The following is a 23,758-nucleotide window of genomic DNA, read 5'->3' as shown; positions in this document are numbered from 1 at the left end:
CCTGAGGCAATGGCTCTCAAGTCGGCAGTAACGGGTAGCTCAAAGGTGGTCGTCAATATCAGCGACTGTTCAACGGAATGGTTTTGTGCGTAATCATAATTATACTGAGACTATTATTTTATCTTTATTTTTACCGTTTTTGATGAAGGGGAGACAATTGTCGCGCCTTGGCGGTTAGATCTGGCGCGCGGCCCGCATGTTTCCACCCATCGGTCTTGGATAACGGGCTGACGATCCATGCGAAAGCGGCGCGCCGTTGCGATGCAGGCGGCTTCCGCTTTGCCCCTGCATTTCCTCGAATTGACCGCGACTATCATCCGCTTTTCCCCTGCGAATGGAAAAATCGTTCGCCGCGGCAGCGACGAAGGGCCGATCGTTTCTTTCCCGGCAATCCGAAGTCGATGAGACTTGCCAGCACTGATGGCGGCTACGGTCGCGGAAAAGTGCCTGCATGTTCAATCGGCTGAGTTTTCCGGAGGAAGTTCCAAGCAACTTCCGGAACGCACTGGGAAAGGAGCCAGATATGCCCAGAATAGTGCCTGTGCTCGATCTGAGCCGTCTTGAACAAGGCGCGTCGGAACGGCGGACATTTCTGGCGGATTTGCGTTCCGCTTCACGTGACATCGGCTTTTTCTATCTGGCCGGACATGGCATCCCCTGGGCCGAGATCAGTGAGGTGCTCACCGCGTCGCGCCGCTTCTTTGCCTTGGCGGAGGCTGACAAGCTCTCGATCGAGATGGTCAAGTCCTCGCAGTTCCGCGGCTACACGCGCGCCGGCGGCGAACTGACCAAGGGCAAGGAAGACTGGCGCGAACAGCTCGACATCGGCGTCGAGCGCCAACCCATAGTGCAGGGGCCGGGAGTTCCCGCCTGGACTCGGTTGCAGGGCCCGAACCAGTGGCCAGCGGCGCTGCCGGATCTCAAACCGTCGCTGCTTGCCTGGCAGGGCAAGGTGACGGCCGTGGCGATCCGGCTGCTGAAGGCTTTCGCGCTATCGCTCGATCAGCCTGAGGACGCGTTCGACCCGATCTACAGCAGCGAACCCAACCATCGCATGAAGATCGTGCGCTACCCCGGCCGTGAGGCAACGGGCGGCAACCAGGGTGTCGGCGCGCACAAGGATGGCGGGTTCCTGACGTTGTTGCTGCAGGATGACAACAAGGGGTTGCAGGTCGACTACGATGGAAGCTGGGTGGATGTGGACCCTATTCCCGGCACGCTCGTCGTCAACATCGGCGAATTGCTTGAACTGGCCTCGAACGGCTATTTGCGCGCGACCGTGCATCGCGTCGTGACGCCGCCCGCCGGCATCGAGCGCATTTCGGTACCCTTCTTTTTCAGCGCCAGGCTCGATGCGACGATCCCGCTGCTTGGCCTGTCCGAGGAATTGGCGGCGCAGGCGCGCGGCCCGGCCAGTGATCCGGAGAATCCGCTGTTTCGCGATGTCGGAACCAACGTGCTGAAAAGCCGGTTGCGCTCGCATCCCGACGTGGCAAAGCGCCACTATGCGGATCTGCTCGAGCCGGAAGCCCCGGCGCGCTGAGGCCGGCGTGGCAAGAAAGAACAGGATTTTTGCAATGCCGGCCGATTTTGGAAAATCATTCGTCGCATCTGGCCAAAAATCGGCTCACAACAGAACGACCGTTCGGCGGTTTCCTCCCATTCCACCGAACGGTGTTCCCCTCTGAAGGTTATCACCTTCTTTTTGGCCGGGCCGGTTTCGCGCCCGGCCATTTTTCTGTGCCGCCGTGCATTGTCGGTGCCGCGCTAATCCGGCAAGTTCCCATGTCATTCGCTCCGGTCGGCGATCGCGATCAATGTAAAACAGGAGAGGTCTCATGACATCCAATGTCGCCATCATCGCAGGCGTGGGGCCAGGATTGAGCGCCTCGCTTGCGCGTCTTCTTGCGAAAAACGGGTTCCAGGTCGTGCTGGCCGCCCGCAACGTCGAAAAGCTTGAAGACCTGAAGGCCGAGACCGGGGCCTTGGCAGTGGCGACGGATGTCTCCGATGCCGCATCGGTGGCGCATCTGTTCGATGTTGCGGACAAGGCAGGGCCGCTCTCGCTGGTGGTTTTCAACGCCAGCGGACGTGCCCGTGGGCCGATTGCCGACCTCGATCCCGAGGCGGTCCGGCAGGCTTTGCTGGTCGGCGCCTATGGCGGCTTTCTGGTCGGCCAGCAGGCAGCCCGCCGGCTGGTGGCTCTAGGCTCGGGTTCGATCCTCTTCACTGGGGCGACGGCAAGCGTAAAAGGGTTCGCTGGCTCAGCCGGTTTTGCGATGCCCAAATTCGGCTTGCGCGGGCTGGCGCAGTCCATGGCTCGTGAACTGGCGCCGAAAAACGTCCACGTCGCGCATTTCATCATCGATGGCGGCATTGCCTCGGCCGCGTCCACAGGGGATTCCGATACGCCGGATCGCCGGCTGTCGCCGGATGCGATCGCCGAGGCCTATCTCTCCATCCATCGCCAGCACCGCAGTGCCTGGACCTGGGAAATGGAGCTCAGGCCTTGGGTGGAGACGTTCTGACGGGGTGCGGGGGTGCGACTTTGCGTGCCTTGTGGGCAAGATCGAGAGGAGTCGACATTGCATGAGGATGTCACTATATACCGGCGACTTCGGCCCGCGTGCCTGAAAGCCGCCTGTCGAAGCAACCGTGAATATGTTACGCATTGCGCCCATCTTTTGTGACGAAAATCGGCTCGGAAACCGGAAATAAGCAAACAGAAACAGTGGCGCGAAGCTGGGTTGATCCAGCCAACGGTACCGACCCACCAGAATCAGAAATGTTCGTGAATCCTCGATTTCCTTCAGCTTTGTGGACCTTGGACGGCATCGGCTTGCCGGGTGACCGCGACTCGGCTCGAATGGGAACATGCATCCTTCGTGGGATGCCGACGTTTATGATTACCAACCGGCTTTGCCGCCAGGGAACAGCAGTATGAGCGAACACGCGATCGAGTTCTTGCGGGGATGGATCGGCGAAAAGGTCCATTGCCAGTCCCAGGCCAGGATCGAAAAGCAGGCCGAGACATTGGCCAAGGAATGCGCCGCCAAGGCCGCGGAAGTCGGCATACACTTGGAGGATATCCAGGAAGAAGTCGGTGACATCAAGGAACTGATTGCATCCCGGCTCGAGGAAGCCGCCGAGGCCGACCAGCACCAGCAGGCGTCCATCAAAGCCGCTGAATAATTTTAGGGGCGACCCCTGTCTGAAACGCGCGGGCCGATTGGCCCGCGTTTTCGTCTCAGCCCTCAGCCGAACTTCTCTTTCAGCCCAAACTGTTCTTTGAGCCAAGTTTTCGGCAGTGCCGGCACGAAATTGCCGTCGCGCCCGGTCATGTCGTCATTGGCGACCAGGGCGTTGAGGATCGATTCCTCAACCGTCTGGATCACGGCGTCGAAAAACGGATCGATGTCGCTGTCCGGGATGAAGTCGGCATTGGCGATCCGGCCCGACGGCGCCAGCGCCGCGGCAGGATTGGCCGTCGAGAAGGCCAGAAAGATATCGCCCGAGCTGTGATAGCCGAAGCCGCCGGTCATGGCGACGCCGAGCGGCACGCGGCGCGCCAGCCGCTTCATCTGATGCGGCAGGAATGGTGCATCGGTGGCGATGACGGCGATGATTGAACCTTTTTCGGCGTGGGGCGTGCCTTCGCGGATCGTCGGTTCGGTGAGTTCCGAACCCGCGCGCAGGCCACGAAGGGTAAAATTGCGGCGCTTGCCGAAATTCGACTGCACGAACGCTCCGACCGTATAGGAATTTCCCTGCCACCCAACGACGCGCGATGCCGTGCCCGACCCGGCCTTGAAGCCAAGGGTAATCATGCCGGTGCCGCCGCCGACGCTGCCTTCGTCAATCGGGCCGCTAGCGGCCCCGTCAAGCGCCTGGCCCACGTGCTCAAAGGTCAGATGGTGGCCGTTTATGTCGTTGAGGAAGCCATCATAGGTCTCCGCCGCTACGGGCAGGCCCCAGCCGCTGTCGATGGCGGCCGGCAGTACGCGTTGCATCCAGCGCAGCGTGCCGTCGCGCGAAACACCGCAGGAATGCGTGTTGGTGATGGTGATCGGGAAGTTGAAAGCACCGGTTTCCTCGATGATGTGCGAGCCGGTCAGCTCGCCATTGCCGTTCTGGCTGAAAATGCCGGCAAAGACCGGCGTGGCGAGCTCAGCAAGTGGCCTGGGCAGGATCGCCGTGACGCCGGTGCGCACCGGCCCCTTGCCAACCACGAGCGCGCCATCGCCTGAAATCAGTGTCGCATAGCCGACCGCGACACCGGAGACGTCGGTGACTGCATTGAACGGCCCGGGCACTCCATCGAAGCCGATGCCAAAGCTTCGTGCGCGCGGTTTGCCGGATGGTGTCGCCAGATGGTGCGGATCGGTCATGTCAGAACAGTGATCCCTGATTGCCAGGTTCCCTGGCCTTTGCTGATGGCTTGGCAGCCGGCTTCGGTCGCGCTGCACCGCTGGTTGCCACCGCATCGGCCGTGCCGTCGGCGAACTCCAGCGAGAGCGCCATCCCCGATGCCACGTCAGCCGCCTGCTTGATGACGGCGCCGTCGGCATCCTTCACCAGGGCAAACCCGCGCGCCAGCACAGCCTTGTGCGAAAGCGTCGTCAGCAGGCGTTCGGCCTGGCTCAACTGGCCGCGCAGGCGTTCGAGCCGAACCGAGATGACGCGATCCTGCCGCCGCGCCACCGCCGTCAGCGCGTCCCCTTGCAGTTTCTGCCGGCGTACGATCGGTGCCGGCGAGAGCCGCGTCGCGGTGCGCGCAAAGCGTGCGCGCCGCTCGCGCACGATGGCAAAGAAGGCAGCCTGCGCCCGGGCAAGGTCGCGGCCGGCCAGCGTGCGCGCCTCGTTCATGCGCCGCGACAGCGTGGCCGGCGTCAGCCTTTGGGCCTGGAGACGCGCCCGCTTGCGGTCGACGCTGACGGACAGGCCGCGACCGAGCCTCGATGTCGCCTCGTCGAGGCGCCGGCGCGGCAGCGCCAGCAATTGATCGGGTGAGGGCAGCGCGCGCGCCGCCGCGCGCGCAGCTTGCCGTTTGCGCTCGAAATTGCGCAGGACCGCTGCCTTGAGCCGCGCGCCGAGGCTGGCCAGCGTCGCTTCGAGGTCGGCCTTTACCGGCACGGCGATTTCGGCCGCGCCCGTCGGTGTCGGCGCCCGCACATCCGCGACAAGGTCGATCAGCGTCCAGTCGGTCTCGTGGCCGACGGCGGAAATCACCGGAATGCCGGAGGCGGCAACGGCGCGCGCCAGCGCTTCGTCGTTGAAACCCCAGAGATCCTCGAGGCTGCCGCCGCCGCGCGCCACGATCAAGAGATCGGGGCGCTGGATGGCGCCGTCCCAGGGCAATGCATTGAAGCCGGTGACGGCATTGGTCACTTCAGCGCCCGATGTTTCGCCCTGCACGCGCACCGGCCAGACCAGCACATGCAGCGGAAAGCGGTCCTTGATGCGGTGGATGATGTCGCGGATGACCGACCCTGTCGGCGAGGTGACGACACCGATGACGCGCGGCATGAACGGCAGCCGGCGTTTGCGGCCGGCCTCGAAAAGCCCTTCCGCCTGCAGCCGGCGCTTGCGCTCTTCCAGCAGCGCCATCAGCGCGCCGGCGCCGGCCGGCTCCAGATTGTCGATGACGATCTGGTAGTTGGACTTGCCGGGATAGGTGGTGAGCTTGCCGGTGGCGATCACCTCCATCCCTTCCTCGGGGCGGAATTTCAGCCGGCTCATCGTGCCTTTCCACACCACGGCATCGAGCCGGGCGCGGTCGTCCTTCAGCGCGAAATAAGCATGGCCGGAGGAATGCGGCCCACGATAGCCCGAAATCTCACCGCGCACCCGCACATTGCCGAAGACGTCCTCGACCGTGCGCTTCAGCGCGCCGGAGATCTCGCTCACCGTGTATTCGGTGGCGTTGGTGCGTGATTCGGATCCTGCTTCGCTCATCGGCCGATTGGGGAACGGTTGGGGCCCCGCGTCAAGGCGCCAGTGCTGAGCCAAATGTTATAACGCGATCTTAAGGCTGGTTTGGTTGACTGGCGCCCAACGAAGCTGGCCAAGGACGCATGAGCGCACGCGCAAACCGCAGCCCATTGACGTATCAGGTCACGCTGACCGTGCTGGCGCTTGCCGCTTTTGCGCTGGTCATGGTCGTGGGCTTCGGTTTCTACGCCGCCGTGCAGGCTGACCGCGTTTCGCTCGAGCGCCAAAAGATATTCTTCGCCAACGGCTTGCAGGATCAGATCGCCGCCGTCGAGCGCGAGCAGGAAAGTGTCTCGGTCTGGGACGATTCCGTCACCAACGCCAAGTCGGGCAATCAGGCCTGGATGGCCGAGAACCTCAGCGTCTGGATGTATTCTTACTACGGTCACAACCGCGTCTACGTGCTGGATGACGCCAGCCGTCCAGTCCACGCCATGCGTGAGGGAAAGGTGGTGTCGCCGGACCTTTATGCCGAGGACGAAACCGCCTTGCGACCCACCGTCGAAAAGCTGCGCGGCCTGATCGCCAGACCGCCGGACGCGACCGGGGCCGGCGGCCCGGTCAAGATGGTTGCCGAAGATCTGGTGTCGCTCGGCGGCAAGCCGGCCATCCTCAGCATCATGCCGCTGGTGCCAAGTTCCGACCGCGTCACGCAGGCGCGGGGCAGCGAATATCTGCATGTCTCCGTGGAGTTCATCAACGCCGCCGTCATCGGCAAGATCGCCGAAAAATATCTGCTCGATGGCGCCCACCTGCTGCCTCTGTCGCAATCGGTCGGCTCGGCTGCCATTCCGCTGATGGATTCGCGCGGTGTCATTCTCGGCTATATCGGCTGGGATCAGGAGCGCCCCGGTCTAACACTGATACGCAAGGCCGGCCCGGCGTTGATCGCCGGCATGCTGCTTGCCGCCGGTGCGCTGGTCTTTCTCTTGCGCCGCCTGCGACGGACATCGCTGGCGCTGCAGACAAGTCAGGCGGACGCACAGTATCTCGCCTTTCACGATACGCTGACGGGGCTCCCCAACCGGGCACTTTTCGAGGATAGGCTGCGACGGGCCTTGCTCACGACCGGGCGCGATACCGCAAGGACGGCGCTGCTCTATCTCGACATCGATCGCTTCAAACACGTCAACGATACGCTCGGTCATCCCGCCGGTGACGAACTCGTGCGCCAGACGGCGGCCAGGCTTCAGAGGACGATCCGCGAGATCGATACGGTGGCGCGGCTCGGCGGCGACGAGTTCGCGATCATCTTGGTCGATATCCGCGACACCAGGGTAGCCGAGGATATTTCGGAACGGCTGCTGCGGAAATTGCAGGAGCCTTTCCGGCTGATGGATGACCAGGTGTTCGTCAGCGCCAGCATCGGCATAGCCTTGGCGTCGGGTCCAAAGGTCGATGCCGACGATCTGCTGCGCAAGGCCGATATTGCGCTCTACGAAGCCAAGAAGAATGGCCGCGGCCGCTATCAGGTCTTTGCCGGTGACATGGACGACCTATTGCTGCGCAAGCGCAAGGTCGAGAATGCGCTCCGCCGCGCCCTCCGTGGCGGGACCGAGATCAAGCTGGCCTATCAGCCAATCTTCGCCGCCGATGGCCGGGCGATCGTCGGGGTAGAGGCGCTGATCCGCTGGGCGCATGAGATCCATGGCGCCCTGCCGCCGCAACAGTTCATCGCCATTGCCGAGGAACGGGGCATGATCGGCGAGCTTGGCCAATGGGTGTTGCACGAAGCCTGCCGCTTCGCAGCCGGCACGCAATTACCGTGGGTGGCCGTCAACGTCTCACCGCTGCAGCTGCGCGACGCAGGTTTTGCCGAGCAAGTCGCGTCGATCCTAGCCGAGACCGGCCTGCCGCCGGCGCGATTGCAGCTCGAGATCACCGAAAGCGTGCTTCTGGAAAACAACGACACGACCAGGATGGCTCTGGAGGCCTTGCGCCGATCGGGCGTTGGTGTGGTGCTCGATGATTTCGGCACTGGCTATTCATCATTGAACTACCTGCGCCGTCACCTCATCGACAAGCTCAAGATCGACCGTTCCTTCGTGCGCCTTCTCGACCAAGACGCCAACTCCGCCGCGATCGTCAAGGCGTTGATCGACCTGGCGATAGCGCTCGATGTCGAAGTCACCGCGGAGGGGGTCGAGACCGAGGAGCAGAAGGTGCTGCTCGTCGGCATGGGCTGTCATCAGATGCAGGGTTACCTGCTGGCGCCGCCGCTCGAACCTGCCCAGTTGCTGCTCTTGCCGGGCCTATCGCCCATTCAGAGCGGACCAGCGTCGATGCGCGCGTAATTCTTCCTACCAGCCCGGCAGGATCTGGTTCGGCCTGGTCCGCTTCATCTTGGCGAAGGCGAGAGCCGCGAAGTCGAATGTTCCCGTCTCTTCGCCAAGTGGTACCGAGATGTTGTCCAGGCTCTCCGAAATGTGACGGGCGAGCGCATCGACGATCTCCGGCCGCGAGGTCTGGCCGCGCATGATGCCGATGCGGCAGTCGGGCAGGGCGCCGAAGCCGTCGGCTTCGCCCAGCACCCGCATGCCGGGTCTGAGCGCGCATTCCGGCAGCACCGAGACCGCCAGGCCCGAAAGCACGGCGGCGGTGATGACGGTCGCCGAGAAACTGGTGAACAGGATGCGATAGTCGCGCTTCTGCTGGTCCAGCACATCGACAGCGGCGCGCCGCCAGATGCAGTTCGGCCGGCCAAAGGCCATCGGCAGCGTTACCTGCTCATGCGTCGCGTGGTTGGCCGAGCTGACCCACAGCAGCGGCTCGCGCCGCACCACTTCCGACTGGCCGCGCACGTCATTGTGCGTCACCAGCGCCAGGTCGAGATTGCCGCGCTTGATATGCTCGACCAGTCCTGGCGTCGGCTCGCAGATGACTGTCAGCTCGACGCGTGGGTTGGAGCGGGTGAAGCGCGCCATGATCTCGGGCAGGAAACGGTCGGCATAGTCGTCCGGCGTGCCGATGCGGATCGTGCCTTCGAGCCGCTGGTCATCGAAGGCGGCGAGGGTCTCGCGGTTGAGATAGAGCAGCCGTCGCGCATAGGAGAGCAGCTTGTCGCCTTCCTCCGTCAGCCTGTTGGTGCGCCCTTCCTTCTCGAACAGTGGCTTGCCGATCCGCTCCTCCAGCCGGCGCATCTGCATCGATACCGCCGACTGGGTGCGGTGCACCTCTTCCGCCGCGCGGGTGAAGCTGCCGGTGTCGGCGATCGAGATGAAGGTCTGCAACTGATCGAGATCGAGCGGCGCTTTCATCGGCGTGATCCATCACTGGTGTTGATGCTAAAGATTAGAAACATTCGTTGGATTAATCAATCGCGCGATGGCAAATTCGCATCATCCACATGAAGGCATGTGAATCGAGACCGGAACGGCGCTTCTCCCAAGCGTTGTTGGCCCGGCTTCGTCCGTTCGAGTCTGAAGGAGACCGACATGACCACGATCGATTTCGCCACCGAGACCTCGCGCATCACCTCGCGTCCGGCCGTCGCGATGCGCGTGGCCAACACCGTCTCCAATTTCTATCGCGCCTGGAAAAATCGCCGCGCCTTCTACCGCCTTGGCGAGATGTCGGACGCCGAACTCGCCGATATCGGCCTGACGCGCGCCGACCTGCATGTCGCCATCGACGTGCCCTTTGGCCGCGACCCGACGGTGATCTTGCGTCAGATTGCCAGCGATCGCGTGGAAACGGTCGAGGATCTCGCCCGCCAAGTGGCCTGATCGCTGAGTTTCGGTCCTGTTGAACCTTTTCAGGGTTCAGCGCGACCAAGGATTATGCAGGCTCCCCACTCCCTGCCGGTTCCCCGCCGGCCTGCCTGCACATTGCCCGGTCCTCCCAAGGACCGGGCTTTTCTGTTTTGCTTGCCAGGAAACGGCCGTTGGGCGCGCGCCTACCGCCGGTCCATGTCGCGCTTGAACTGATCGAAGATCGTTTCCACGCCCTTCTGGTAGTCGTCGCGCTGCTGGGCGCCGGTCTCGAACATTTTGCCGAAAATATCATCGAACGGATTCCTTGGCCTGCCGCTCGGATTGGTCTGCGGCTGCGGGGCCTGTGGCTGCCGCGGTGCCTGAGGCTGCGGCGCCGGCTGGCCACCGGGCAAGCCGAAGCCGCCGCCCCAACGCAGCATCTCTTCGAAGATTTTCCCAAGCGGGTTGTCGCCATATGGGCTTTGCGTCTGTTGCGGTTGAGCCTGGCCTTGTGGCTGTGGCGTACCGCCGCCGAACATGTCCTGCAGCACCTTGCCCAACGGATTGTCGCCATAGGGATTGGGTGCCGGCTGCGGCTGGCTCGGCGGTTGCGGTGTGCCGCCGCCGAACATGTCCTGCAAGACCTTGCCGAGCGGGTTGTCCATCGGGCTCTGTGGCGGCGGCGCCTGGCGCTGTTGTGGAGCCGGCGCCTGCATGCCGCCCTGCCGCATCATCTGCTCGATGATCTCGCCCAGCGGATTGTTGCCGCCGCCGCCGAAACCGCCAGCGGCCTGCATCTGACCTGTTGTCTGCTTGAACAGCCCGCCCATCACCATCGAGGCGATGGCCGGCAGCATCTGCTGCAGGATCTGCTGGCTGACGCCGCTCGCCTGCGCCGCTTGACTGGCCACGGCGCGCGACAGGTCCTTCGAGCCGAACAGGTGCCCGAGGATGCCGTTGCCCTCATCAACGCCTTGCGGCGAGAAAGCGCGGGTCGCGTCCTCGAAATACTTGGCATGCTGGCCGCTTGCCATCGCCGTCATGAAGGCGCCGAGCCCGTAGGGATCGGCGGTGTTGCGTTGCAACCCCTGTGAAAAGGCCGGCAGCAGTGCTGCGACCGCAGCCTGTGTCTGCTGCATCGAAAGCCCGTATTGCTGGGCAAGCGCCTGCATGCCGTTGCCGTTCTGGGCCTGCGTCAGCATGTCGAACAAGGTAGGCATCGGCTTCTCCTCCTGAATTCCTCGGAGGGAAGCCTAATTCGTTTCAACGCTCGATTGAAGCGGCTTTTGCCGCTCCTGACGCGGGGCTAATACGCATATTCCATGAACACCGGCTCGATTGAGCCGCCCCAGCGCGTATGGTAGGCCGAAAGCATCTCCTCGGCGCTCGTCGTGCCGCGCGCCACCACTTCGTCCAAAGTGTTGAGGAACGAGGTCTCGTCGTAGCCATCGCGGTTCTTCTTGCCGCGGTTCTTCAGCCCCGTGCGCGAAATGGCCATGACGTCGCGCGCGATCTCGCGCAGCGTGGTGTTGCGGAAGGGCGCGGAGATGCCGAGTTCCGGCACCGCGTTGCGCATCGCCAGCGTTTCTTCATACGTCCAGCTCGAGGTCAACGCCTCGGCCGCATCAAGTGCCGCCTCATCATAGAGCAGCCCGACCCAGAAGGCCGGCAGCGCGCAGATGCGCCGCCAAGGGCCGCCGTCGGCACCGCGCATTTCAAGAAAGCGCTTCAGCCGCACGTCGGGGAACAGGGTCGACAGATGGTTCGCCCAGTCACCCATCGTCGGCAGCCCGTCCGGCACGTCGTTGCGCGCCGCTCCAGCCATGAACTGCCGGAAGGTGATGTGCGTCATGTCGTGATAGTGGCCGTCGCGGATGACGAAATACATCGGCACGTCGAGCGCCCATTCGACATAGTCGGCAAAGCCGAAATCGGGCGAGAAGCAGAATTCGAGCAGGCCCGAACGCTGGTTGTCGGTGTCGCGCCAGATATCGCCTCGCCAGCTTTGCAATCCGTTCGGGTGGCTCTCGGTGAAGGGCGAGTTGGCGAACAGCGCCGTCGACAGCGGTTGCAGCTTCAGCGACACCTGCATCTTGCGGCGCATGTCGGCCTCGCTCTCGAAGTCGAGGTTAACCTGGATGGTGCAGGTGCGGTACATCATGTCGAGGCCCTTGGTGCCGACCTTGGGCATGTAGCGGGTCATGATCTCGTAGCGCGACTTTGGCATTTTAGGCGTCTCGGCCAGCGACCATTTCGGGCTGCCGCCGAGGCCAAGGAAGCGGATGCCCATCGGCTCGGCGATCTCACGCACCTGCGCAAGATGCGCATTGCCCTCGCGGCACGTCTGATGGATCGTCTCCAGCGGCGCGCCGGAGAGCTCGAACTGGCCACCCGGCTCCAGCGAAATCGCGCCCTGGCCGGTCGGCTCGACCAGGCCGATGATGCGGCCGTCATCGATGATCGGATCCCAGCCGAGCTTGTGCTGCATGCCTTCGAGGATGGCGCGGATGCCGCGCTCGCCGCCATAGGGTACCGGAGCGTTGCCATCGACGTAGAAGGGGAATTTTTCGTGCTCGGTGCCGATACGCCACTTGTCGCGCGGTTTGTTGCCTTCAGCCAGGTGCTCGACAAGTTCGTCGATGTCTTCGATCGGCCGGAAATCGGTTGTGTCGCGCGCCATGATCAAGCCCTCAAAAGCGGCCGAAGGGGCCGCCGACGGTAAATGGACGAAATGTCAGCAGCCGATCAAGCGAAAAATCCTGAGCCACAGGTCAAGAGGAATTGAATGCTACGATCGGGACCGCCTCTTGCGAAAAATGACCTCCTACCAGTCTCCGACAGTTGCCTGGATCACCGCAAGTGCCGCCACGGCCGCCGTGTCGGCGCGCAGGATGCGCGGTCCGAGCGGAATGGCGGCCACGAAGGGCAGGGCGTGCAACATCTTGCGCTCCTCGTCGGAGAAGCCGCCCTCCGGCCCGACCAGCAGCGCCAGCTTCTTCTCCTTTAACGCCTGCAAGGCAGGCAGAGGATTGTTGGTCGAGGCGTCCTCATCACAGAAGACCAGCCGCCGGTCCTTGTCCCAGCCGGTCAGCAGGCGCTCAAATTTTTCCGCCTCGCGAACCTCCGGAACCGCCAGGATGCCGCATTGCTCGGCCGCCTCGACGACATTGGCGCGCAGGCGCTCGATGGACGGCTTGGCCACTTGCGTGTGCTGGGTGATCACAGGCTGCAGGACACCCGCGCCCATCTCGACCGCTTTCTGCACGAGATAATCGAGCCGGCCCTGTTTCAGAGGCGCAAAGCAGTAGACGAGATCGGGCAGTGGCGGCTGCGGCCGCTGCGGCGCCAGCACCCTGAGTTTGACCGCCTTCTTCGATTTCGCCGCGATGGCCGCTGACCACTCGCCGTCGCGGCCATTGAACAGCAGGATCTCGGCGCCTTCGCCAAGCCGCAGCACATGCTGCAGATAATGGCTCTGCTGCTGGCCGGCGTCGAACTCGATCTCGGGGCCGAGATCGTCAGGCACGAACAGACGTTGCATCTTGTAATTGGCGCGCATGGCCGAGGAATGGGCGAGCCGGCCGCCGGCGTCAAGTCTCGGCCGATGGATGCCACACCGGCCGAAAGCCATGCCGCAGGACGTTGAGCGTTGTCGCCGGCGTCAGCAGTACAAGCGCCTTTTCGCCGAGTGAACCGAAATCGGCGGATGGACCATAGCCAGCGAACGACCAGCGCAGCGCCTTGCCGCCGCTCAGCGCATAGGCTGTTCTCCCATCCGCAACCATAGCGCCATCCGGCAGGCCACCAAGATCTTCAACGGCGACCGTCGGTGGCTTGCCACCCGAAGCCAGCCGCTCCTTGTGCAACCGTTTATCGACCTGGGGGGCGCGCGGCTCGGCAATGCCGAAGGCTTCGCCGAAATGGCCAACAAAATCTTTCGCCCGTTCGCGTTGGCAAAAGAAGCAGGGGCGATGTCCCGCAGCCAGCGCCGTCACCTCGTCGAGGAAGAACAGCTCGGTCCAGCCCGCTTTGCCACCAGCACGATTGCGACCCATCGGCTCCCGCCGCACATTGCGGAACTGGCACACGCAGATGATCCAGGCCTGTAGCGCCCAGTGTTTCCTCAACAGCGTCTTGGTCTCGGGATCGTGGATAATGCCGCGATTGCCGGTGAACAGGCCGCGCTGGGGGACGGCATGGATGGCGCCGAACGGATCGACCCGGTTTTGCAGTGGCATAGTTCTCTCCTGCGATACGCATCTTGGCTGCAATGCGGGCGGCATGATATCGCTCGTGGCATCTTTTTCATGTCAGCAGGGTTTTGCGATGCGGGTGCTGGTGGTCCAGAACTACGACAATACCGGCCTCGGCCAGGTTGGTGCCGCCCTTGCGGAAGCGGGTGCCGATCTTGACCTGCGCTTGCCCTACAAGGGCGATCCGCTGCCACAGGATGCGGCCGGGCACGATGCCATGGTGGTGCTCGGCGGTGGCCAGAATGCGCTGGCCGACGATGAGTATCCCTATTTCCCCGCATTGCTCGAACTGACCCGCGATTTCGCCGACAAGGATCGTGCCGTGCTCGGCATCTGTCTCGGCAGCCAGCTTGTCGCCCGCGCCTTTGGTGGCGAGAACCGCATCGGCGGCGCCAATGAGTTCGGCTGGCAGGGTGTGTCGCTGACATCGGATGCCAAGGCCGATCCGGTGCTGGCCGAACTGCCGGAAAAATTCCCGATCTTCCAGTGGCATGACGACACATTCGTGCTGCCGCAAAACGCCGTGCGGCTCGCCGGCAATGACGTCGCCGAAAACCAGGCGTTTCGTGTCGGTCGCGCCGTCTACGGCTTCCAATTCCATTTCGAGGCCGACCGGCCGATGGTGAAGGATTGGAGTTCGTCCTTCGCGCCGATCATCGCCGAGCGCCATCCCGACTGGGCCGGCAGGCTCGATGGCGAAATGGCGCGCAACGGCCCCGACGCCGATGCGGCCGGCCTTGCCATTGCCCGTGCCTGGGTGGCGACGATCTAAGCGCCTGCCTCTAGGTCTGGGCGTGGCATAATTGGCACGCGGCCGTGAAACCGGCTGGGGAAAACCCCTTTCATCCTTGGCTCGTGTCCGCCCGCCATCCTAGAAGGCGCGCGCTCTGCATTGGCTGTGCAACCGGGATGAACCTTTTGTGTGACCCGCGCGACACACCGTCGATACAGAACGCGCCTAGAAGCGCGAAATCGTCGAAACTTTGAAGCGAATTCTCCGTTTCAACGCATTGGTAACCGCCTGATGCACAGATGCAGAAAGCTCAACAAGAGATGACGTCCGTGAAAACAGCGCTTCTGTCCTTTGCCATGTTGTCCGCCATCGTGCTGTGCGGTCTCGGCATCTATTCCGCCGATGCCGCCAACAACCACAACGCCGTCGACGGCTACGGCGTCACCGCCTCGCTTCGCTAAAAGCTCATTCGTTCGCGACGCAACCTGCGACGCGGCGGAGGCTCAAGCTTCCTTTATCGACATTTCCAGGATGCGTTTGTCGGCTCCGTCCACGACGAGGGCGGTCAGCATGCCTGATTGCCAGGCAAGCGTGTCGACATTGACACGGTTGGCCATCACTTCCGCTTCAGGGACCGGGGTGTGGCCATGCACCACGATCTTTGGGAGCAGCCCGGTGCAATCGTGGAAAACGTCGCGGATCCAGATCAGGTCCTGCGGGTTTTGCTTCTCCAGCGGAATGCCTGGCCGGATGCCGGCATGGCAGAAGAAGAAGTCGCCAAACGTCAACGAGAACGGCAGCGAGCGAAGAAATTCGACATGGCTTTGCGGCACGGCTTCAACCAGGGCGGCATGACCTCGTCGCATAGTCTCCGTCTTGCCGAACCAGCTGCCGTCCGCAGTCAGGGATACACCATAGGACAGCGCCGTCTGGACACCGCCATAGCGCATGAAAAGCCCTTCCGGGTCGGCAGTTCTCAGAAAGTCGAGAAAGCCGATGTCGTGGTTGCCGGCGAGCATCAGATTGCGCGGGTCGCGTTCTCGCGCCTCGATCAGAAAATCGATGACGCCCTTGGAGTCCGGCCCGCGGTCGACATAGTCGCCGAGGTGGATCACCCGCCAGTCGCGAGCCGGTTTCCACTCCAGCTCGCTCTCGATCCGCTGGTGCATGGCGGCCAGCAGGTCGAGCCGGCCATGCACGTCGCCGATCGCATAGAGGCGCATACCGTCCGGGCCGTTCGCGTCGAGAAAATGGATGCCGGGTTCAGCCAACGTATCGTGGTCTCCGTGGTCTGATGTCACGGACTTAGCGCCGGAGCTGATCCTTGCCCATCTCGGTGACCAGACGCTTTCCGCACAGCGCCAGCGTGATGTCCATCTCCTTGCGGATGATTTCCAACGCTTTGGTAACCCCTTCCTTGCCGAGCGCGCCGAGGCCGTAAAGGAACGGCCGGCCGATATAGGTGCCCTTGGCGCCGAGGCAGAGCGCCTTCAGCACGTCCTGGCCGGAACGGATGCCGCCATCCATATGGACCTCGATCTGGTCGCCGACCGCGTCCGCGATCTCTTCCAGCGCCATGATCGAGGACGACGCGCCGTCGAGCTGGCGCCCGCCATGGTTGGAAACCACGATCGCGTCGGCGCCCGTCTTGACCGCCATCAGCGCATCCTCCTTGTCGAGTATGCCCTTCAGGATCAGCTTGCCGCCCCAGCGCTCCTTGATCCAGGCGACATCTTTCCACGAGAGTTGCGGGTCGAACTGCTCCGTCGTCCATGAACCGAGCGACGAGACGTCGCCGACGCCCTTGGCGTGGCCGACAATGTTGCGGAAGGTGCGGCGCTTGGTACCGGCTATACCTAGGCACCAGCGCGGCTTGCTGGCCAGGTCGATGATGTTGGCCAGCGTCATCTTGGGCGGCGCCGAAAGCCCGTTGCGAATGTCCTTGTGACGCTGGCCGAGGATCTGCAGGTCGAGCGTCAGCACCAGCGCCGAGCACTTCGCTGCTTTCGCCCGATCGATCAGATTGAGCACGAAATCCTTGTCGCGCAGCACATAGAGCTGGAACCAGAAAGGTTTCTTCGTCGCCGAGGCGACATCCTCGATCGAGCAGATGCTCATTGTCGACAGGGTGAAAGGCACGCCGAACTCCTCGGCCGCCTGCGCCGCCAGCATCTCGCCATCGGCGTGCTGCATGCCGGTCAGGCCGGTCGGCGCCAGCGCCACCGGCATCGACACTTTCTGGCCGATCATGGTCGATTCCAGCGAACGGTTGCTCATGTCGACCAACACGCGCTGGCGGAACTTGATCTTCTGGAAGTCCTCCTCGTTGGCGCGATAGGTGCTCTCGGTCCAGGCGCCGGAATCGGCATAGTCGAAGAACATCTTGGGCACGCGCCGGCGGGCGAGATCCTTGAGGTCTGCAATGGTGAGAATGTCGCCCATGGTGGTCCCCGCTTGATCGAAATAATTAAGAGCGTCTGCGTGCTGGTTCGGTGTCGCCGGCTTCCGAACGCTGCCGCAACCTCAGCCGCGACACGCGTTGCCAGTCGCCGCTGCGCTCGGCTTCGGCCATTGAGCGCTCGACATAGATCATGTGGTCCATCGCCGCTTGCCGGGCAGCGGCGGGATCGCCGGCCTTGACCGCTTCATGGATTGCCTTGTGCTGCGCCAGCAGCGCCTCGCGCGCCCCGGGCACGGTGAACACCAGCAGCCGGTTCTGGAACACGCCTTCCGACAAAAGCCGGTAGCAGGAGCGCAGCGTGTGCAGGAGCAGGATGTTATGCGCGCATTCGCAGATTGCGTGATGGAACTCGACGTCGATTTCGGCCTCGTCGTCGAAATCGCCGGTGCGATGGGCGTCGTCCATGCGCGCCGTGATGCGGTCGAGCAGCGCAAGGTCCTCCGGCGTGGCACGCCGCGCCGCATATTCTGCGGCCACGCCTTCGATCTCGCGGCGATACTCCAGATAATCGGCGACCGCCTTGCGATGCGTCGAGATCAGGTCCGCCACCGGCTTGGTGAACAGCTGGCCGATAATGTCGGCGACATGCGTGCCGCCGCCGGCCTTGGTTGTCAAAAGGCCACGCCCTTCCAGTGCCTTCAGCGCATCGCGCAGGATCGGCCGTGAGACGTCGAACTGGCGCGCCAGTTCGCGCTCGCCCGGCAGCCGGTCGCCGGTACGCAGCACGCCTTCGAGGATGAGGCTCTCGATCTGCTGCACTACCTCGTCGGCGGTGCGAGAATGCTCGATCCTGGAAAAAATGTCGCTCAACAGGTGCGCCTGGGAATTGAACCGGTGTCGGGCAGGATAAAGCCTGCGTCGCCAACTGGTCAAATTATTTATCCAATTGCTCGAAGCGGGTCGGTTTTGCCGCCCGGCGCAATATCATCTTCGGCTAAACTTTGCTGTTTGCGTCATCAGGCGATTGGCCCTAGAGGGACGCGAACGTAAGAGGGTCTAGAGAAACCCGGGGGACAAGCCGTGTCAGACGACCCGTCCAATCTCGAATTCCAGCCGCGTGCCAAGGGCAGCGTCATGGGTTTCCCCGCGCATGAGGGCCGGCCCGGTGCGCTGGGCGAGGTCCATGCAAGGCCGCATCCGCTGATCGAAAAGCCGCGCGTCCTGGTACAGCTTGCCTTCATGACCGAGGGCGGCTCGGGCGTCGACCATGCGGTGCTTTCGGAACTATCGCGGCGCCTCGGCATCGCTGCACCCGACCGCCAGGCTCGCCACCATGCCATGAAATGGGGCAAGGGCTCGCTGCGCTGGGAGCGGCATACCGAGTTCTCGACCTATCTGTGGGAAGGCCCGCTTTCCGAAAGCGGCAGGACGCAGGAGGATACGCCGTTCGGCAACGGCTTTTCGCCGCCGGGTACCGTCATCTCCGGCATTCGGCTCGAAATCCGAAAGTGGACGCAGACAAGCGAGCGGCTGATCGCCGCTTTCGACCCGACCAGCCTTTGCTACTCGGTGGTCGAGCGCGGTAATGCGGCCATCGTCACCGATTTTCGCCAGGACGGCGATGGCATGACCCGCATCCTGGTGCTTGATCGTGGCCTGACGCCGGCCCGCACCGGAGCGTTGTCGCAGCGGTTGATTGACATCGAAACCTATCGCACGCTGGCCATGCTCGGCCTGCCGCTGGCGCTGACCTTGTCGGGCCGTGCGCGCCGCATTGAGGACAGGCTGGCGCAGACCACGCTGGAAATGAAGGTCGCATCGACCCGCGACAGCCAGACGCTGCTCGCGGACCTGACTGAGCTTGCCGCCGAGCTGGAAGCGGATGCCGCCTCCAGCCTCTACCGTTTTGGCGCCAGCCGTGCCTATGACGGCATCGTCGTCGAGCGGTTGGAAGCGCTGGAGGAAGAGGCCGTGCCCGGCTACGACACCTGGGGTGGGTTCTTGCAGCGCCGCGTCGCACCGGCCATGCGCACCTGTCGCTCGGTCGAGGAGCGGCAGGCCAATCTGTCGCGCAAACTGACCCGCGCCACGACGCTGCTGCGCACCTGGGTCGACGTCGAGGTCGAGAAGCAGAACCGCGACCTGCTCGCCTCGATGAACAACCGCGCCCGCCTGCAACTGCGCCTGCAGCAGACCGTCGAAGGCCTCTCGGTCGCCGCCGTCTCCTACTACGTCGTCGGCCTCATAGGCTATGTCGCCGAGGGCGCCTCGATCTTCGGCCATGCCTTCGCGCCGGAAGTCGTCACCGCCGCCTCCGTGCCGGTCGCCATGCTGCTGGTCTGGTGGGGCGTGCGCCGCGTGCGCCGGATGCATTCCGAACCGGCCAAGCATCCAGGCGAATAGCGGCAGATTGCCGCTGCGGAAGCTTGTCCGGGCGGCCGAGTGATACACTGCACCGCCGCGGCATTTGCAAGCAGCGCGCTTCACTGGTAAAAGATTTTGACCAGTCAAGCAAAATGAGGCTGCCGATGTCCGGTCTTGCCATGCCGAAGCCAGATGACGCCACGCTGCGCCGACGCGACGAGATCGTTGCCGACATGCGCATCATCGTGCCGGGCGAGGGCGTCGTTGACGCGACCAATCAGATGCGCGCCTTCGAAAGCGATGGCCTGACCGCCTATCGGCAATTGCCGCTGGTCGTCGTGCTGCCCGAAACGGTGGCCCAGGTCTCCCGGGTTCTGAAATACTGCAACGACCGCAACATCCGCGTCGTGCCGCGCGGCTCCGGCACCTCGCTGTCGGGCGGCGCGTTGCCACTCGAGGACGCGGTGCTGCTGGTCATGAGCCGCTTCAACCGCATTCTGGCGATCGACTTCCCCAATCGCGTTGTGGTTGCCCAGCCAGGCGTCACCAATCTCGGCATCACGTCAGCCGTCGAGCAGGAAGGCTTCTATTACGCCCCCGATCCATCCTCCCAGATCGCCTGCTCGATCGGCGGCAATGTCGCGGAAAATTCCGGCGGCGTGCACTGCCTGAAATACGGCCTCACCGCCAACAATGTGCTCGGCATCGAGATGGTGTTGATGGGCGGCGAGGTGGTGCGCTTGGGCGGGAGCCATCTCGATGCCGAAGGCTACGACCTGCTCGGCGTCATGACCGGTTCGGAAGGCCTGCTCGGCGTCGTCACCGAGGTCACCGTCCGCATCCTGAAAAAGCCGGAGACAGCACGCGCTCTGCTGATCGGCTTTCCGACCAGCGAGCAGGGCGGCCAATGCGTCGCCGACATTATCGGCGCCGGCATCATTCCCGGCGGCATGGAGATGATGGACCGGCCGGCGATCCATGCCGCCGAGGATTTCGTTCATGCCGGCTATCCCCTGGATGTCGAGGCCTTGCTGATCGTCGAACTCGACGGGCCGGGCGTCGAGGTCGATCATCTCATCACCGCGGTCGAGGCGATCGCCATAAGCAACGGTTCCACCACCTGCCGCATTTCGCAATCCGAGCAGGAGCGGCTGAGTTTTTGGGCTGGCCGCAAGGCGGCCTTTCCGGCGGTCGGCCGCATCTCGCCCGACTATTACTGCATGGACGGCACCATTCCCCGCAAGGAACTGCCGCGCGTGCTGGCCGGCATGCGCGAACTGTCGGAAAAATATGGTCTGGGCGTCGCCAATGTCTTCCACGCCGGCGACGGCAATCTGCACCCGCTGATCCTCTACGATGCCAATGTGCCCGGCGAACTCGACAAGGCCGAGAGTTTTGGCGCCGACATATTGCGGCTCTGCGTCAAGGTCGGCGGTGTCTTGACCGGCGAGCATGGCGTCGGCGTCGAGAAGCGCGACCTGATGCCGGAAATGTTCAACCAGGTCGATCTCGACCAGCAGATGCGCGTCAAATGTGCCTTCGATCCCAACCACCTGCTCAACCCGGGAAAGGTGTTCCCGCAACTGCGCCGCTGCGCCGAGCTTGGGCGCATGCATGTGCACCGGGGGCAGGTGGCGTTTCCGGATATTCCGAGGTTTTGAGTGGCTAAGTTGGCGCTTGTGAAGGAACTCGACGTCTCTGCACTTGCAAGGGGCATGTCACGCCAATGACGACTTTCACCCCAACCACATCGGACGAAGTCCTGTCCGCCGTCGCCTGGGCGGTGGCGGAAGAGGCGCCGCTCGAGATCCTTGGTCACGGCTCCAAGCGCGGCATCGGCCGTCCGTTGCAGACAGAGCACACGCTCGACCTGTCGAACCTCACCGGCGTGACCCTTTACGAGCCCGCCGAGCTGGTCCTTTCGGCGAAGGCCGGCACGCCGCTGGCCGAGATCGAAAAGCTGCTGGCGGAAAACGGTCAGCAGCTGGCGTTCGAGCCGATGGATTATGGCCCGCTGCTCGGTGGCGAGCCGGGCAAGGGCACGATCGGTGGCGTGCTTAGCGCCAACCTCTCCGGCCCGCGCCGGCTGAAGGCGGGCGCCGCGCGCGACCATATCCTTGGTATCAATGTCGTGTCTGGCCGGGGCGAGGCCTTCAAATCCGGCGGCCGCGTGGTCAAGAACGTCACCGGCTATGACATGTCGAAGCTGATGGCCAACAGTTGGGGCACGCTGGCCGTGTTCACCGACGTTACCTTCAAGGTGCTGCCTGCCGCCGAGACTGAAGTCACGCTGGCCATCCGTGGCTTGCTTGACGATGCGGCCGCCGCTGCCATGGCGCTGGCACTCGGCTCCAGTGCCGAAGTGTCGAGCGCCGCGCATCTGCCGGAGCGCATTGCCGCGCGTGTCGCCGGCGGCGCGCTCGGCAGCGAAGCCGCCACTTTGCTGCGCGTCGAAGGTTTTGGCCCCTCCGTCGCTTATCGCATCGCAGCGCTGAAGACGCTGCTCGGCAAGGCCGGGCCGTTGGAGGAAATTTCTAGCGAAGCTGCGAAACTGATCTGGCGCGATGTGCGCGATGTCAGGCCGTTCGCGGACGGCACCGAAAAACCGGTCTGGCGCGTGTCGATGACCCCTTCCCAGGGTCACCAGATGGTCCTGACACTGCGCATGCAGGCTGCCGTCAGCGCCTTCTATGACTGGCAGGGCGGGCTGGTGTGGCTGCGCATGGAAGAGGGCGATCCCGAAGCCGCCTTGCTGCGCGGGCTGCTGCGAAAACATGGCGGCGGCCATGCGACGCTCGTGCGCGCCGCACCCGCCCATCGCGCCGCGTTGCCGGTGTTCGAGCCGCAGCCGCCGGCGCTTGCCGCGCTCAGCCAGCGGCTGAAGCAGGAATTCGACCCGAAGAACATCCTCAATCCCGGCCGCATGGCCTAGAGCAATTCCAGGAAAAGTGTGAAACGGTTTTCCTACAGGAATTGCGTCTAAACAGAGCGTCAGCGATGCAGACCAATTTTTCCCTTGCCCAGCTTGCCGATCCGCATGTTGCGGAATCGGAAAAGATCCTGCGCAAATGCGTGCATTGCGGCTTCTGCACCGCAACCTGCCCGACCTATGTGACATTGGGCAACGAGTTGGATTCGCCGCGTGGCCGCATCTACCTGATCAAGGATATGCTGGAGAATGGCCGCCCCGCCGACAAGGAGATCGTCACCCATATCGACCGCTGCCTGTCGTGCCTGGCCTGCATGACCACCTGTCCGTCGGGCGTCAACTATATGCACTTGGTGGACCATGCCCGCGCCCATATCCAGGAGACCTACAAGCGCCCGCTGTTAGACCGATGGATCCGCGCCATGCTGGCCTATGTGCTGCCTTATCCCCAGCGTTTTCGCGCCGCGCTCAAATTGGCGAAACTGGGAAAGCCGTTCATTGGCCTCCTCGAAAAGGTCGCGGCGCTAAAGCCGCTTGGCGCGATGCTCAAGCTCGCGCCGGCATCGATCCCGGCAGCCTCGGCGATGTCCTCGCCCGGCATCTATGCCGGACAGGGGGCCAAAAAGGGACGCGTCGCCATCCTCACCGGCTGCGCGCAATCGGTGCTCGATCCCGCCATCAACGACACGACCATCTCGCTGCTCACACGCCTCGGCGTCGAGGTAGTGGTGCCGCCGGGCGAGGGCTGCTGCGGCGCGCTGGTGCACCATATGGGGCGGGAACAGGCAGCGCTCGCCTCTGCCAGGCAGAATGTCGACGCCTGGACGCGCGCCATCGACCAAGGCGGGCTCGATGCCATCATCATTACCGCTTCCGGCTGCGGCACGACGATCAAGGATTATGGCTTCATGCTGCGGCTCGATCCGGCCTATGCCGACAAGGCCGCACGCGTCTCGGCGCTGGCCAAGGACATCACCGAATATTTGGCCGCTTTTGACTTGCCCGAACCGGTGCGCAAGCCCGGCACGATCGTCGCCTATCACTCGGCCTGCTCCATGCAGCATGGCCAGAAGATCACCCGCCAGCCGAAAGAATTGCTGTCCAAGGCAGGCTTCATCGTGCGCGAGCCGCGCGAGGGTCATCTGTGCTGCGGTTCAGCCGGCACCTACAACATCCTGCAATCCGAGATTTCGGCAAAACTGCGCGATCGCAAGGTGAGGAACATCGAGGCGACGGGGGCTTCGATCGTCGCCACCGGTAACATCGGCTGCATCACCCAGATTGCATCAGTCGCGAAGCTGCCTGTCGTGCACACGATCAAGCTGCTCGACTGGGCTTATGGCGGGCCGAAACCGGAAGGCGTTCGGGACGAAAGCCTGGTCGCCGCAGAGTAAG

Annotated in this window: 21 protein-coding genes; 11 read left to right on the top strand and 10 right to left on the bottom strand. The window is 63.4% G+C overall.

Annotated features, from left to right (window positions below; genetic code table 11):
• The first annotated feature begins 523 nt into the window (after window positions 1–523).
• From A3A9_RS0127145 to A3A9_RS0127135, 3 genes are all read left to right on the top strand, one after another.
• Entirely contained in the window at window positions 524–1,543 is a 1,020-nt protein-coding gene (locus A3A9_RS0127145) for an isopenicillin N synthase family dioxygenase (protein ID WP_027061447.1), read from the top strand.
• A gap of 295 nt (window positions 1,544–1,838) precedes the next feature.
• The gene (locus tag A3A9_RS0127140; protein ID WP_027061446.1) at window positions 1,839–2,528 is read left to right on the top strand and encodes an SDR family NAD(P)-dependent oxidoreductase; all 690 of its coding nucleotides are present in this window, start codon (window positions 1,839–1,841) and stop codon (window positions 2,526–2,528) included.
• Window positions 2,529–2,940: 412 nt separating this feature from the next.
• Window positions 2,941–3,192 carry a DUF768 domain-containing protein gene (locus tag A3A9_RS0127135; protein WP_027061445.1) on the top strand — a complete coding sequence of 84 codons (252 nt, stop codon included), beginning with the start codon at window positions 2,941–2,943 and terminating at the stop codon, window positions 3,190–3,192.
• Between the two features lie 62 nt (window positions 3,193–3,254).
• Here the strand turns inward: A3A9_RS0127135 and A3A9_RS0127130 are convergent, their stop codons facing one another.
• Window positions 3,255–4,388, bottom strand: coding sequence for a P1 family peptidase (locus tag A3A9_RS0127130; protein WP_027061444.1), 1,134 nt, complete (start codon window positions 4,386–4,388; stop codon window positions 3,255–3,257).
• Between the two features lies 1 nt (window position 4,389).
• Entirely contained in the window at window positions 4,390–5,955 is a 1,566-nt protein-coding gene (xseA, locus tag A3A9_RS0127125) for an exodeoxyribonuclease VII large subunit (protein WP_027061443.1), read from the bottom strand.
• A 119-nt stretch (window positions 5,956–6,074) separates the two neighbouring features.
• Between xseA and A3A9_RS0127120 the strand changes: the two genes are divergently transcribed.
• Window positions 6,075–8,285, top strand: a complete 2,211-nt coding sequence (locus tag A3A9_RS0127120) for a bifunctional diguanylate cyclase/phosphodiesterase (protein WP_027061442.1) — start codon at window positions 6,075–6,077, stop codon at window positions 8,283–8,285.
• A gap of 6 nt (window positions 8,286–8,291) precedes the next feature.
• On the opposite strand, the gene A3A9_RS0127115 is transcribed toward A3A9_RS0127120, so the two are convergent.
• The gene (locus A3A9_RS0127115) at window positions 8,292–9,248 is read right to left on the bottom strand and encodes a LysR substrate-binding domain-containing protein (RefSeq protein WP_027033615.1); all 957 of its coding nucleotides are present in this window, start codon (window positions 9,246–9,248) and stop codon (window positions 8,292–8,294) included.
• Between the two features lie 177 nt (window positions 9,249–9,425).
• On the opposite strand from A3A9_RS0127115, the gene A3A9_RS0127110 reads away from it, so the two are divergent.
• The gene (locus tag A3A9_RS0127110; RefSeq protein WP_027061441.1) at window positions 9,426–9,716 is read left to right on the top strand and encodes a DUF1127 domain-containing protein; all 291 of its coding nucleotides are present in this window, start codon (window positions 9,426–9,428) and stop codon (window positions 9,714–9,716) included.
• A gap of 170 nt (window positions 9,717–9,886) precedes the next feature.
• On the opposite strand, the gene A3A9_RS0127105 is transcribed toward A3A9_RS0127110, so the two are convergent.
• The 4 genes from A3A9_RS0127105 to A3A9_RS0127090 form a co-directional block, all read right to left on the bottom strand.
• Entirely contained in the window at window positions 9,887–10,903 is a 1,017-nt protein-coding gene (locus tag A3A9_RS0127105; protein ID WP_027061440.1) for a DUF937 domain-containing protein, read from the bottom strand.
• Window positions 10,904–10,989: 86 nt separating this feature from the next.
• Window positions 10,990–12,363, bottom strand: coding sequence for a glutamate--cysteine ligase (locus tag A3A9_RS0127100; RefSeq protein ID WP_027061439.1), 1,374 nt, complete (start codon window positions 12,361–12,363; stop codon window positions 10,990–10,992).
• 144 nt (window positions 12,364–12,507) lie between these two features.
• On the bottom strand, window positions 12,508–13,242 hold the full coding sequence (locus A3A9_RS0127095; protein WP_027061438.1) for a 16S rRNA (uracil(1498)-N(3))-methyltransferase: 735 nt from the start codon (window positions 13,240–13,242) through the stop codon (window positions 12,508–12,510).
• Between the two features lie 31 nt (window positions 13,243–13,273).
• On the bottom strand, window positions 13,274–13,921 hold the full coding sequence (locus tag A3A9_RS0127090; RefSeq protein WP_027061437.1) for a hypothetical protein: 648 nt from the start codon (window positions 13,919–13,921) through the stop codon (window positions 13,274–13,276).
• An 88-nt stretch (window positions 13,922–14,009) separates the two neighbouring features.
• Here A3A9_RS0127090 and A3A9_RS0127085 point away from each other — a divergent pair, with 88 nt between their 5' ends.
• Entirely contained in the window at window positions 14,010–14,708 is a 699-nt protein-coding gene (locus tag A3A9_RS0127085) for a type 1 glutamine amidotransferase (RefSeq protein ID WP_027061436.1), read from the top strand.
• Between the two features lie 290 nt (window positions 14,709–14,998).
• Window positions 14,999–15,130 carry a hypothetical protein gene (locus tag A3A9_RS46340; RefSeq protein WP_275451200.1) on the top strand — a complete coding sequence of 44 codons (132 nt, stop codon included), beginning with the start codon at window positions 14,999–15,001 and terminating at the stop codon, window positions 15,128–15,130.
• Window positions 15,131–15,172: 42 nt separating this feature from the next.
• Here the strand turns inward: A3A9_RS46340 and A3A9_RS0127075 are convergent, their stop codons facing one another.
• Genes A3A9_RS0127075 through A3A9_RS0127065 form a run of 3 tightly spaced genes read right to left on the bottom strand, consistent with a single transcriptional unit; the run spans window position 15,173 to window position 17,940 of the window.
• Entirely contained in the window at window positions 15,173–15,940 is a 768-nt protein-coding gene (locus tag A3A9_RS0127075; RefSeq protein WP_027061435.1) for a metallophosphoesterase family protein, read from the bottom strand.
• Between the two features lie 34 nt (window positions 15,941–15,974).
• Window positions 15,975–17,111: an alpha-hydroxy acid oxidase gene (locus A3A9_RS0127070; RefSeq protein WP_027061434.1), complete on the bottom strand. Its 1,137-nt coding sequence runs from the start codon at window positions 17,109–17,111 to the stop codon at window positions 15,975–15,977.
• Window positions 17,112–17,136: 25 nt separating this feature from the next.
• Window positions 17,137–17,940, bottom strand: a complete 804-nt coding sequence (locus tag A3A9_RS0127065) for an FCD domain-containing protein (protein ID WP_027061433.1) — start codon at window positions 17,938–17,940, stop codon at window positions 17,137–17,139.
• Between the two features lie 210 nt (window positions 17,941–18,150).
• Between A3A9_RS0127065 and A3A9_RS0127060 the strand changes: the two genes are divergently transcribed.
• The 4 genes from A3A9_RS0127060 to glcF all read left to right on the top strand — a co-directional run bounded on the left by A3A9_RS0127060 (window position 18,151) and on the right by glcF (window position 23,757).
• Complete coding sequence (locus A3A9_RS0127060; protein WP_027061432.1) at window positions 18,151–19,473, top strand: DUF3422 family protein; 1,323 nt, start codon at window positions 18,151–18,153, stop codon at window positions 19,471–19,473.
• A 125-nt stretch (window positions 19,474–19,598) separates the two neighbouring features.
• A complete protein-coding gene (locus A3A9_RS0127055; RefSeq protein WP_027061431.1) occupies window positions 19,599–21,095 on the top strand; it encodes an FAD-linked oxidase C-terminal domain-containing protein in 1,497 nt (498 codons plus the stop codon).
• 65 nt (window positions 21,096–21,160) lie between these two features.
• Window positions 21,161–22,366: a glycolate oxidase subunit GlcE gene (gene glcE, locus A3A9_RS0127050; RefSeq protein ID WP_027061430.1), complete on the top strand. Its 1,206-nt coding sequence runs from the start codon at window positions 21,161–21,163 to the stop codon at window positions 22,364–22,366.
• A 65-nt stretch (window positions 22,367–22,431) separates the two neighbouring features.
• Entirely contained in the window at window positions 22,432–23,757 is a 1,326-nt protein-coding gene (gene glcF / locus A3A9_RS0127045; RefSeq protein ID WP_027061429.1) for a glycolate oxidase subunit GlcF, read from the top strand.
• Window position 23,758 lies beyond the last annotated feature (1 nt).

It is taken from the genome of Mesorhizobium loti CJ3sym (assembly GCF_000472785.1).
GTDB lineage: Bacteria > Pseudomonadota > Alphaproteobacteria > Rhizobiales > Rhizobiaceae > Mesorhizobium > Mesorhizobium loti_E.
Note: the sequence above shows the minus strand (reverse complement) of the source record. Positions and strands in the feature narration are given on the sequence as shown.